This window comes from Streptomyces sp. NPDC020845 (genome assembly GCF_044334165.1).
Lineage (GTDB): Bacteria > Actinomycetota > Actinomycetes > Streptomycetales > Streptomycetaceae > Streptomyces.
Map to the genome: position 1 here is coordinate 183,055 of NZ_JBIRSJ010000007.1, position 12,389 is coordinate 195,443.

The window sequence follows — 12,389 nt, forward strand, 5'->3', positions numbered from 1 at the left end:
CCTTTCGAGACGGAATTCTCACGATGGGAACGGCCGAGCCGTATCAGGACACATCGGGCCACATAGGCGCCCTATCGGTCCCGGTCAGCCCCTGTCGGTCCCGGTCAGTACGGGTGCACCCCTACCGGCGCGGCCGGCGGCGGACCGTACCCCTCCGCGATGCGCTGATGGTAGGTCTCGCGGTCGATGACCTCGAGGCCGACGATCTCCCAGGGCGGCAGCTTGGCCGTGGACCGGTGCTCGCCCCACAGCCGCAGGGCGACGGCCGCCGCGTCATGCAGGTCCCGGGCCTCTTCCCAGTAGCGGATCTCGGCGTGATCATTGGCATAGCGGCTGGTCAGCAGGAACGGATGGTCATGCGCCAGCCGCTCGAGCGCCTGCCGGACGTCCCGCAGCGGGGCCTCCGCGCCCGAGAGGCTGAGGGTGACGTGCCACATCCGGGTGGCCTCACTGGGCACGCCCGGCGCGTCCGCCACGCCCATCGCGTCGGGCGCCTCGCCCACCCCCGCGCCCACGGTCCCGACACTGGTCAGGGTGCGCCCCGCCGCTTCTTCGGGCAGCGCCCCCTCTTTGGGCAGCGCCCCCGAGCGCCCTCGTCTCACCGGCGGCCTCCTGTTGCTCGCTGCTCCGCTCACGCGCCGGCCGGAGCCGGTGCTGTGCTGCGGTTACCCACGGTTCGGTGTACGGACCCACTGCCGGTGCGGCCCCGTGCAACAAAGTTGACCAGTCCGCGGGAGGCCGCGTGGCGATTTTCCGGAAGCTCTCCGCTGAATGAACGGACTTGTCGGATTTTCTCTCCTCTGAGTGACGTCCGTCACGCGTGCATCATGTGTGCAGCACGACCAGGTCGTCCCGGTGCACGACCTCGCGCTCGTACGCGGGACCCAGCTCGCGGGCCAGCTCGCGCGTCGACCGCCCGATCAGCCGGGGGATCTCCTTGGCGTCGAAGTTGACCAGCCCACGGGCGACGGCCCGCCCCTCGGTGTCGCGCAGCTCGACCGGGTCACCCGCGGTGAACTCGCCCTCCACGGCGGCGATACCGGCCGGCAGCAGCGAGGTACGGCGCTCCACCACGGCCCGCACCGCCCCGTCGTCCAGGGTGAGCGCCCCGCGCGGGGCGGAGGCGTGCGCCAGCCACAGCAGCCGGTCGGCGGAGCGGCGGCCGGTGCGGTGGAAGAACGTGCCGGTGGGGCGGCCCAGCAGGGCGTCACCGGCCCGGCTGGCGGAGGTCAGCACCACCGGAACACCGGCCGCGGCCGCGATCCGGGCCGCCTCGACCTTGGTGACCATGCCGCCGGTGCCCACCCCGGAGCGGCCCGCGCTGCCGATCGAGACGCCGTCCAGGTCCTTGGGGCCGGTGACCTCGGCGATCCGGGAGGTGCCGGGGGTGCGGGGATCCCCGTCGTAGAGGCCGTCCACATCGGAGAGCAGCACCAGCAGATCGGCCCGCACCAGATGGGCGACCAGGGCCGCGAGCCGGTCGTTGTCGCCGAACCGGATCTCGTCCGTGGCCACTGTGTCGTTCTCGTTGACGATCGGCACGGCCCCCATGGCCAGCAGCTGGTCCAGGGTGCGGGTGGCGTTGCGGTAGTGGGCGCGGCGGCTGGTGTCGTCGGTGGTCAGCAGCACCTGGCCGACCCGGCGCCCGTAGCGCGCGAACGAGGCCGTGTAGCGGGCCACCAGCAGGCCCTGGCCGACGCTGGCGGCGGCCTGCTGGCGGGCCAGGTCGCGCGGGCGCCGCTCGAGCCCCAGCGGCGCCAGGCCCGCGGCGATGGCGCCGGAGGAGACCAGGACTATCTCCTTGCCCTCCGCGTCGCCGGGACCGCCTGGGCCGCCGGGACCGCCTGGGCCGTCCACGAATTTGGCGAGGACGTCCACCAGCGCGTCGACCCGGTCGGCGTCCAGACCTCCCGCCGCAGTGGTGAGGGAGGACGAACCGACCTTGACCACGATCCTGCGGGCCGCGGCCACCTCGTCCCGTACCGCCGCCGACCCGTCCTGCTCGCTCACACCGCTCCCCTGCTCGTCCCCTGGTCGTGCGCGCCCTGAAGAGCGCTTCTTTCTACACACTCATCATGACAAGCGCGCAATGTACGTCAGCCGGGCCGCCGGATGCCCGCGTATTTCAGCCCCTGGACGCGCCGCCCCGACGAACACCCGGCGAACTCCCCGACGGCCGTCCACGGGTCGCCTTCCGGCCGTCTGTGAGTTGCCCGGCGGTCGCCTCGAAGTCGTCCGGTGGTCGCCTGAGCGGCCTCGGGAGGCTCCTTTGGACCCGATTCGAGATGGTTGGCGCGGGCGCGGATTGTCACCGGGCCGGGCGGCGGCATACGGTCAGGGGTCCCCCCATAAAGTTCCCTCGTCCTCCTGCCAGGAGCTCAACCCGTGCCCTCTGCCGGAATCGCCCCCCGCCGGGCCGTACAGCTGGCTGCGCTGCTCGCGATGCTGGTGTTCTTCACCACACAGCTCGTCGGCGCCGTGCTCCCGAACGTGCCCCTTCTGATCGCCGCCTCGGCGGGTGGCCTCGCGCTCGATCTCTATCTGCAGCACAAGCAACCGGGACTGCTGTCGCTGCTGGGCAAGGTCCGCCTCGACGTCACGGTGCGCCAGCTGTTCCGGGACATGCTCATCCTGGTGGGACTGCTGCGCATAGACGGCATCGACCCGCTGCACGAGCAGGCGCCGCTGACGGCCGGGCTGCTGCTGTTCTATGTGACGCACTTCGCCTGCCAGGCCGTGGCCATATTGGTCCGCCGCACCCGCCAGCTGCCGTTCGTCACCCGCAACATCGACGCGTCGGCGCTGCGGCTGAGCGAAGCCCCGCCGCGGCTGTTCGCCCGCCAGCACGCCCGCCGGCTGGTGCGTCTGTCGATCCCGGTCACCGCGGGTCTGCTGGTCACCACGGGCACCAAGAACGCCGTGTGGGGCGGGATCGGCGTGGCCGTCGGCCTGCTGATCGCGCTCGCCGGCACCGTTCACCTGAGCACCTGGCTGCTGCCGCGCAAGCGCGTGGCCGGTGAGGCCAAGGCGCTGGAGTGGCTGGACAAGTGGCTGGCGGAGTACCAGCCGACGGTCGGCATGTACTTCTCCGGCGGCACCACCTCGGCGTACCAGGCGAACATGTGGCTCTCCACGCTCGCCGCGCTCGACGGCAACCCGATCATCGTGCTCCGCGAGCGCTTCATGGTGCAGAAGATCGACGCGACGGACGTGCCGATCGTGTGCCTGCCCAAGGTCGCGCACCTGATGCGGCTCGAGCACTCCACGCTCAAGGTGCTGCTCCACCCGGCGAACTCCGGCAAGACCTCGCAAGTCCTGCGCATCCCGTCGATCAAGCACGCCTTCATCAACCACGGCGAGAGCGACAAGCTCTCCAGCTGCAACCCGTACGCCAAGGCGTACGACGAGGTGTGGGTCGCGGGCCCGGCGGCGCGTGAGCGCTACCAGCTCGCCGACATCGGCGTCGAGGACAAGGACGTGGCCGAGGTCGGCCGCCCGCAGCTGGCCCCGATCCGCCCCTACGCGGCCGCGGCCACCGGCGCGCTCGGCGGCGCCGGCGGGGAGGACTTCACCACCGTGCTGTACGCGCCCACCTGGGAGGGCTGGGACGGCAACCCGGGCAACACCTCGGTCATCCTGGCGGGTGAGAACATCGTCCGCGAGCTGCTGGCCGACCCCAAGGTGCGCCTCCTGTACAAGCCGCACCCGATGACCGGTTCGGTCGACCCCCGCGCGGGCCGCGCCAACGAGCGCATCATGGCGATGATCGCCGAGGCGAACACCAAGCGGAGCGGCGACCGGCCCGGCCCGGAGGCCGCCGCCGAACTGGCCCGTCGCACCGACGAGCTCAACCGCCTCACCAGCACCTCCTTCCGCCCCAGCGCGGACGAGATCGAGCGCATGAAGCTCCAGGGCGCCCCGGACAAGGACCGCGCCGCGGTCGTCACGGCGGCCACCACGGCCTGGGAGAACGCCTACTGGGCGTCGATGCCGGTGTGGGAGCACCAGATCGTCACCGGCCCCCGGCCGGCCATCTTCGCCTGCTTCAACCAGTCGGACCTGCTGATCAGCGACGTCTCGAGCGTGGTCTCGGACTACCTGACGAGCGAGAAGCCGTACGCGGTGGCGAACACCAGCGGGCTGTCCGAGGCCGAGTTCAAGGCGGGCTTCCCGACAGTGCGCGCCGCGACCATCCTCACCCCGAAGGCGAAGGGTGTGACCACGCTCCTCGAATCGGTCCGCGACCCGGCGAAGGACACCAACGTGGCCGCGCGCGCGGAGCTGAAGGTGCATCTGCTGGGCCCGTCCGACCCGCCGTCGCTGGTGCGCTTCAACGCGGCCGCCCAGGCCCTGTGTGCCAAGGCCGACGCCCGCCGGGCCCGGATGGCCACCCGCCTGGCGGACGAGATCCCCGCGCAGCGGGAGGCCAGGGACGCCGCCGAGGAGGCGGAGCTGGAGCCGGGCTCGCCCGAGGCGGAGGAGACGGCGGCGGTCTGACCCCGCCACCGCACGCCGCCGGCCGCGTCGCAAAGGGCCCCGGGAGAACGCTCGGTTCTCCCGGGGCCCTTTGCCGTACGCGCCTTTGCCGTACGCACCGCCGTCCCTACGCGCCGCCGCAGCGGGGCCTGTCGTACGCACCGCCGTGGCGAGGCTTGCCGTACGCACCGCCGTAGCGGGCCCTCAGGCGCCGCTAGAAGGGCTCGAACGCGTCGTACTCGTGCTGGGCCTCGTCCCGCTCCGCATCGCGCTCACGGCGACGCTGGGCGGCCGGGCGCGGGGCCTCGAAGCGGTGGTCCTCGCCGCGGCGGCCGAGCATCTCCGCACCGGCCGTGAGGGTCGGCTCCCAGTCGAAGACGACGGCGTCGTCCGCGGCGCCGATGACGACCTCGTCGCCCGCCCGCGCCCCGGCCTTCACCAGCGCCTCCTCGACACCCAGCCGGGCCAGCCGGTCGGCGAGGTAGCCGACGGCCTCGTCGTTGTTGAAGTCGGTCTGGCGGACCCAGCGCTCGGGCTTGTCGCCCACCACCCGGTAGAAGCCGTCCTCGGCGACGACCTTGAAGCCCGCGTCGTCCACGGCCTTCGGGCGGATGACGATACGGGTCGCCTCCTCCTTGGGCTTGGCGGCCCGCGCATCCCCGACGATCTTCGCCAGGGCGAACGAGAGCTCCTTGAGGCCGTGCCGGGAGACCGCCGACACCTCGAAGACCTGGTAGCCGCGGGCCTCCAGGTCCGGCCGGATGATGTCGGCGAGGTCCTGGCCGTCGGGGACGTCGACCTTGTTGAGGGCGACCAGCCGCGGCCGGTTCTCGAGGCCGCCGTACTCCCTCAGCTCCGCCTCGATGACGTCGAGGTCGGTCAGCGGGTCGCGCTCGGACTCCAGCGCCGCCGTGTCCAGGACGTGGACGAGCACCGAGCAGCGCTCGACATGGCGCAGAAATTCCAGGCCCAGGCCCTTGCCCTGGCTGGCGCCCGGGATCAGGCCCGGCACATCGGCGATGGTGTAGACGGTCGAACCGGCCGTCACCACGCCGAGGTTGGGCACCAGGGTGGTGAAGGGATAGTCGGCGATCTTCGGCTTGGCGGCCGAGAGCACCGAGATCAGCGAGGACTTGCCGGCGCTCGGGTAGCCCACCAGGGCCACGTCCGCGACGGTCTTGAGCTCCAGGACCACATCCCCGGCGTGGCCCGGCTCGCCCAGCAGCGCGAAGCCGGGGGCCTTGCGGCGGGCCGAGGCCAGCGCCGCGTTGCCCAGGCCGCCGCGGCCGCCCTGGGCGGCGACGAAGGTGGTGCCCTGTCCGACCAGGTCGGCCAGCACATTGCCCTGCGTGTCGAGGACCACGGTGCCGTCCGGAACGGGCAGGACCAGGTCCGTACCGTCCTTGCCGGAGCGGTTGCCGCCCTCGCCCGGTTTGCCGTTGGTGGCCTTGCGGTGCGGGCTGTGGTGGTAGTCGAGCAGCGTGGTGACCGACTGGTCGACGACCAGGATCACATCGCCGCCACGGCCGCCGTTGCCGCCGTCCGGGCCGCCGAGCGGCTTGAACTTCTCGCGGTGCACGGAGGCGCAGCCGTGGCCTCCGTTACCCGCGGCGACGTGCAGCTCGACGCGGTCCACGAAGGTGGTCATGACGCTGTGCCTCCAAAGTTGCTACGTACGGTACGTCTTACGTACCGAATGTCTTAGGCGTAACGCACCGAGGGCGGACCCGCTTCCCCATCACGGGAAAGAGCGGTCCGCCCTCGGAAAGGTGTGTGGTGTCGCCCCGGGCTGATTACTCAGCGACCGGAACGATGTTCACGACCTTGCGGCCACGCGCGGTGCCGAACTGAACCGCACCGGCGGCCAGCGCGAACAGCGTGTCGTCGCCGCCACGGCCGACGCCCGTGCCCGGGTGGAAGTGCGTGCCGCGCTGGCGGACCAGGATCTCACCCGCGTTGACGACCTGGCCGCCGAAGCGCTTGACGCCGAGCCGCTGGGCATTGGAGTCGCGACCGTTCCGGGTGGACGATGCGCCCTTCTTGTGTGCCATCTCTCCTCAGTCCCTTACTTCGCAGCCGCGTCGATGCTGGTGATCTTCAGCGCGGTGTGCAGCTGACGGTGGCCGATCCGCTTGCGGTAGCCGGTCTTGTTCTTGTACTTCAGGATGTCGATCTTGGCGCCCTTGTGGTGGTCCACGACCTCGGCCTGAACCTTCACCCCGGCCAGCACCCACGGGTCGCTGGTCACGGCGTCGCCGTCGACAACGAGCAGAGTCGAGAGCTCGACGGTGTCGCCGACCTTGCTGCTGGACAGACGGTCGACCTCAATGACGTCGCCCACGGACACCTTCTGCTGGCGGCCGCCGGTGCGCACGATTGCGTACACGCGGTTCTCACTCTCTCGCTAGTAATCGGGACCTCTGATGCCAGCCGCTCCCCACCGACCCGTATGGTCCGTGGTTCACCGATCGCCTCGTGGCGCCACACAGGAATGCCCAGGCAACGGCGAGCGGCCTCTCCCGACAGAGCGGGAGGGATTTGCTCAGGGGTTTGGCGTACAAACGCCGACGGTCAAGGTTACGGGGCCGGGACCAGGGGGTCAAACCGGGGCCGGGGCGGGGGTGTACACCGTGTGTCGGTGCACACCCCGGGCGCCCCGGCCCCGGTCCGGCGTGCTCAGTCGTCGGTGGAGGCCGTGACCGAGGACGGCGTCTGCTGCTCCGCCGCCGCGGTCTTCTTGGCCGCCGCCTTCTTTGCCGTCGTCTTCTTCGCGGCGGTCTTCTTGGCGGCCGTCTTCTTCGCGGCCGTCTTCTTGGCCGCCGCCTTCTTCGCTGGTGCCTTCTTGGCGGCCTTGCGGGCCGTCTTCTTCGCCGGCGCCGGGGCTGCCGCCTCCTCCGGCTCCACCGCGGCCTCGGAAGCCGCCTCAGGAGCCTCGGACACCGTCTCGGGCTCGGGCTCGACCGCCACCGGCTCCGGTGCCGACTCCGGCGCCGAGTCCTGGGCGGCCGCGCTGACGACCACCACGGCCGCCTCCTCGGAGCCCGACGGCGAGCCCGCGGGAGCGGTCACCTTACGGGTCACCCGGCGGCGCGCACGAGGCGCGGACACCGGCTCCGGCGCCGCGACCGGCTCGGCCTTCGGCTCCTCCGCCGGGGCCGGGGCTTCCTTGGGCTCCTCGGCCGGCAGGACCACCACGGCCGCCTCCGGCCGCTCCGCGGCCTTCGGGGCGCCCGCGGGGGCCGTCACCTTCCGGGTCGCCCGGCGGCGCGTACGGCCACGCGTGGCGGCGGCCTCGGCCTCCGCGGCGCTGCTGTACAGCTCCTCGTCGGCGGCGAAGGTCACCGGCTCCGGCATGGTCTTGTGCTCGGCGGCCTCGTGGGCGGCCTCGGCCACCGTCTCCGGCTCGGCCTCGACCACGGCCGCCACGGCGGCCTCCACGACCTCGGCGGTCTCCGGGGCCTGCTCGGGCTCGGCCAGGTGGCCGGCGGCACCCTTCTTCTTCTTGCGCTTGCCGCCACCGCCGCCGACCGCCGTCGGCTGGTCCATGTGGACGATCAGACCACGGCCGTTGCAGTGCACACAGGGCTCGGAGAAGGACTCCAGCAGGCCCTGGCCGACCCGCTTACGGGTCATCTGGACCAGGCCCAGCGAGGTGACCTCCGCCACCTGGTGCTTCGTACGGTCCCGGCCCAGGCACTCCAGCAGGCGCCGCAGCACCAGGTCCCGGTTGGACTCCAGCACCATGTCGATGAAGTCGATCACGATGATGCCGCCGAGGTCGCGCAGCCGCAGCTGACGCACGATCTCCTCGGCCGCCTCCAGGTTGTTCCTGGTGACCGTCTCCTCCAGGTTGCCGCCCTGGCCGGTGAACTTGCCGGTGTTGACGTCGACCACGACCATCGCCTCGGTCCGGTCGATCACCAGGGAGCCGCCGCTGGGCAGCCAGACCTTGCGGTCCAGCGCCTTCATCAGCTGCTCGTCGATCCGGTAGGTGGCGAACACGTCGACGTCCGACGTCCACTTCTGGAGCCGGTCCGCGAGGTCCGGAGCGACATGCGAGACGTATCCGTGGATCGTGTCCCAGGCGCCGTCACCGCTCACGATGACCTTGGAGAAGTCCTCGTTGAAGATGTCGCGGACGACCCGGACGGTCATGTCCGGCTCGCCGTACAGCAGCGTGGGGGCGCCGCCGTTCTTCGCCTTCTTCTGGATCTCCTCCCACTGCGCCTGGAGCCGCTGGACGTCGCGGGACAGCTCGTCCTCGCTCGCGCCCTCGGCCGCGGTGCGGACGATGACGCCCGCGTCCTCGGGGACGATCTTCTTGAGGATCTGCTTCAGGCGCGCGCGCTCGGTGTCCGGCAGCTTGCGGCTGATGCCGGTCATCGAGCCCTCGGGCACGTACACCAGATAACGGCCGGGGAGGGAGACCTGGCTGGTCAGCCGGGCGCCCTTGTGGCCGATCGGGTCCTTGGTGACCTGCACCAGAACGGACTGGCCGGACTTGAGGGCGGTCTCGATACGGCGCGGGCCGTTGGCCAGCCCCAGCGCCTCGAAGTTGACCTCGCCCGCGTAGAGGACGGCGTTACGGCCCTTGCCGATGTCGACGAAGGCGGCCTCCATCGACGGCAGGACGTTCTGCACCTTGCCCAGGTAGACGTTGCCGACGTAGCTGTTCGACTGTTCCTTGTTGACGAAGTGCTCGACGAGGACGTTGTCCTCCAGCACGCCGATCTGGGTGCGCTCGCCGTTCTGCCGGACGACCATCACCCGCTCGACCGCCTCACGGCGGGCCAGGAACTCGGCCTCCGTGATGATCGGCACCCGGCGGCGGCCCTGCTCACGGCCCTCGCGGCGGCGCTGCTTCTTCGCCTCGAGCCGCGTCGACCCCTTGATCGACTGCACCTCGTCGGCGCCGGACTCGGTCTCCTTCGCGCGCCGCTCCCGCGGCTCGCGGATCTTGACGACCGTACGCTCCGGGTCGTCGCCCGACTCGACCTCGGCGGCGTCCCCGCTGCGCCGGCGGCGGCGCCGACGGCGACGGCTGCTGCTGGAACCCCCGGCGCCGACCGTCTCGTCGCCCTCGTCTGCCTCCTCGGCCTCGCCGGCGGCCTGCTCGTCCGCGCCCTCGCCCGGGTGCTCGTCCTCGTAGCGCTCGCCGGTCTCGCCCTCGGCGCTCTCGACGTCCGCGGCCTCGCCCCGGCGGCGCCGCCGACCGCCACGGCGACGGCGGCGGGACGGGCGCTCGCCCGACTCCTCGTCGCCGTGCTCGCCCTCCGCGAGCTCGGCCTCCTCGGCGGTCTCGGCCGTCTCCTCGGCCTCGGCCTGCGCGGCCTGGGCGGCCTGCGCGGCCTGGTCGTCAAACGCCTCGCCGCGGCGACGGCGACGGCGGCGCGCACCGCTGGTGGGCGCCGGCGGCTCGGCGATCCCGAACGCCCCCGCGTCCTCGGTCTCGCCCGTCTCATCCTCCTCGTCCGCCTCTTCGGCGGCCGCGGCGGCGGCCAGGGCCGCGCTCTCCGGCGTCTGGAACACCGGCTCGGTGAACACCGGCGCCTGGAACACGGCCGTCGGCGGCCGTACGGCCCGGCGCCGCCCCCTGGCCGGAGCCTCCGGCTCGGCCTCTTCGGCGGCCTGCGGAGCCTCGGCCTGCGGGGCTTCGGCCTGCTCGGCGGCGGTGGCAGCGGCCGCCGCGCGGGTCGCCCGGCGGCGGGTACGGGCGCGCGGCGCGGCCTCGGCGGGCTGCTCCGCGGCGGCGTCACCGGCGGCGCTCTGGTCGGTGGCGGTCTGGTCGGTGGCGGTCTGGTCGGTGGCGGTCTCGTCGGCCGGTGTGGCGGAGGTCTCGGCCACGGCGGTCACCTCCGGGGCCTCGGACTCGGGCGAGCCCGCAGCGGCGGTCGCCTTACGCGTCGCACGCCGGCGGGTACGCCGCGCGGGCGCGGCCTCTTCCGCCGCCTCGGCGGCGACGTCAGCGGTCTCGGGGATCTCGGTGGGCTGGGCGGCGGTCTCTTCCGCCGGGGCGGACGCCTTACGCGTCACCCGACGACGCCGACCGACCGGCGCCACAGCCTCGTCGGCCACGTCGGCCTCGGCGGCTTCAGCGCTCTCGTCGGCGGCCTCGGCGGCGACAACGGGCTCGGCCACCTCCGGCGCACCCGCCGGAGCGGACGCCTGGCGGGTCGCACGACGGCGCTTGCGTACCGGTGCCGCGGCCTCGGCGGTCTCATCAGACTCGGCAGGCTGCTCAACAGCCGCCTCGTCCGCCTCGTCCGACACGTCAGCGGCCTCGGCGGCGACAGCGGTCTCAGCGGCCTCCGGCGCACCCGCCGGAGCGGACGCCTGGCGGGTCGCACGGCGACGCTTGCGCGCCGGCGCGGCGGCCTCCTCCGCGACCTCGGCGTCAGCCACCTCGGCGTCCGCGGCGCCGTCCTCAGCAGCCTCCGCCGAGCCCGCCGGGGCGGTCGCCTTGCTCGTCGCACGACGGCGCGTACGCGGCGCGGGCACCGGCTCCTCGGCCGGTGTGGCGTCCTCGGCGGCGGAAGCCGACTCCGCGGCCGAAACCACCGTCTCGGCCGTCTCCGGCGAACCCGCCGGAGCAGTCGCCTTACGGGTCGCACGACGGCGCGTACGCGGCGCGGGCACCGGCTCCTCCGCCGAGGCCGACGCCGACGCGGCCTCGGCCGACACGCTCTCGAGGTCGGCGGACTGGGCGGCCGGTATGGCCGGAGTGGCGGTCTGGGCCGCCTCGTCGCTCAGCGTCCCCGCGGGCGGGCCGGCCGGCCGGGAGGCCGCGCGGCGGCGGCGCGGCGGCAGAGTGTCGCTGGGCGTGTTGTTCTCCGTGGTGTCCCTGGGCGCGACGGCACGCTGAGCGGGCTGTCCCAGAGGCTGGATAGGTTCGATCGGCTCAATAGGCTCGAGCATGCGGGCGTTTCTCCCGTCACGCTCCCGGGCGCCGCGTCTGCGTCCGGCCGCAATCCGCGCTGTGCGCGATTGCCGCCGCCCGCGGCGCGGGCGCCGCACGGGAGCTGTCGTCTCACTCGCCGGGACCGGAAATGCCGGGTCCGGCGAAAGTCTCCTGGTCAGTGCGCCTGCCGGACCCGGGTGGCTCCCTGGTGCATCGGCGGCGCGTCGACGGCGGTCCTACGCGGAACCTTCCGGCGCCATCGCGGCGGTCAGCCCGGCGGCCGTGGGTGGGGCGGCCAAGGCTGCCTCGCGATCGGGCGCGAGCGGGTCGGTCACCGTGCCGGACTCCTCATCGAGCAGCCCCTGCGCCAGCCTGGTCACCGCTGCGGGGACCGGCGGCGCCAGGTCGGCCGTAGCGCGGAGACCGGACAGGACGTCGTCGGGTCGCACGGCAGGTGTCAGATGCCGTACCACCAGCCGCAGTATCGCACAGGCAGGGTCCCCCGGCCTATCGACCGGGGCCGTAAGGGCCTCGAGCCGGGCCACCGCGCCACGCGCGTCGAAGGACCGCAACCCATTTTTCGTCATGCGCTCGACCTGGACCGTTTCGGCCACGAGGAAGGCGGCGACGGCGCGCTCGGCCTCATCCGGGTCGACTCCCTCGAGCCGGATCTCCCAGACGGAGGCCTGCAGCCGCTCGGCCAGATTCGACGTATGGGCCTCGACGGCGTCGATGACGTCGAGCCCGGGGGGCAGCGACTCATCGAGGAGCCCGCGCAGCCTTTCGGGGTCGCGCGCCTCGGTGAGCTGGATCTCCAGGTACTCGGCCTCACTGCCCGTGCCGGTGGGTGCGGCATTGGCGTACGACACCTTGGGGTGCGGGGTGAACCCCGCCGAGTACGCCATGGGCACCTCGGCGCGGCGCAGCGCCCGCTCGAAGGCGCGCTGGAAGTCGCGGTGGCTGGTGAACCGGAGGCGGCCGCGCTTGGTGTAGCACAAACGGATGCGCTGCACCG

General features: G+C 72.8%; 8 protein-coding genes. 1 reads left to right on the plus strand and 7 read right to left on the minus strand.

Annotated elements, in window-relative coordinates; all coding sequences use genetic code 11:
• Positions 1-104: 104 nt before the first annotated feature.
• Complete coding sequence (locus ACH4U7_RS19425; protein WP_398529110.1) at positions 105-602, minus strand: hypothetical protein; 498 nt, start codon at positions 600-602, stop codon at positions 105-107.
• Positions 603-825: 223 nt separating this feature from the next.
• Complete coding sequence (gene proB / locus ACH4U7_RS19430; RefSeq protein WP_398529111.1) at positions 826-2,010, minus strand: glutamate 5-kinase; 1,185 nt, start codon at positions 2,008-2,010, stop codon at positions 826-828.
• Between the two features lie 375 nt (positions 2,011-2,385).
• Here proB and ACH4U7_RS19435 point away from each other — a divergent pair, with 375 nt between their 5' ends.
• A complete protein-coding gene (locus ACH4U7_RS19435) occupies positions 2,386-4,497 on the plus strand; it encodes a hypothetical protein (RefSeq protein ID WP_398529112.1) in 2,112 nt (703 codons plus the stop codon).
• A 193-nt stretch (positions 4,498-4,690) separates the two neighbouring features.
• On the opposite strand, the gene obgE is transcribed toward ACH4U7_RS19435, so the two are convergent.
• The 5 genes from obgE to ACH4U7_RS19460 form a co-directional block, all read right to left on the minus strand.
• Positions 4,691-6,124 carry a GTPase ObgE gene (obgE, locus tag ACH4U7_RS19440; RefSeq protein ID WP_398529113.1) on the minus strand — a complete coding sequence of 478 codons (1,434 nt, stop codon included), beginning with the start codon at positions 6,122-6,124 and terminating at the stop codon, positions 4,691-4,693.
• A gap of 145 nt (positions 6,125-6,269) precedes the next feature.
• Entirely contained in the window at positions 6,270-6,527 is a 258-nt protein-coding gene (rpmA, locus tag ACH4U7_RS19445) for a 50S ribosomal protein L27 (RefSeq protein WP_014179696.1), read from the minus strand.
• A gap of 14 nt (positions 6,528-6,541) precedes the next feature.
• On the minus strand, positions 6,542-6,862 hold the full coding sequence (rplU, locus tag ACH4U7_RS19450) for a 50S ribosomal protein L21 (RefSeq protein ID WP_014179695.1): 321 nt from the start codon (positions 6,860-6,862) through the stop codon (positions 6,542-6,544).
• Between the two features lie 290 nt (positions 6,863-7,152).
• Positions 7,153-11,391, minus strand: a complete 4,239-nt coding sequence (locus tag ACH4U7_RS19455) for an Rne/Rng family ribonuclease (RefSeq protein ID WP_398529114.1) — start codon at positions 11,389-11,391, stop codon at positions 7,153-7,155.
• A 219-nt stretch (positions 11,392-11,610) separates the two neighbouring features.
• Positions 11,611-12,387 (minus strand): TIGR03936 family radical SAM-associated protein, encoded by a 777-nt coding sequence (locus ACH4U7_RS19460; RefSeq protein ID WP_398529115.1) that lies wholly within the window; start codon positions 12,385-12,387, stop codon positions 11,611-11,613.
• Positions 12,388-12,389 lie beyond the last annotated feature (2 nt).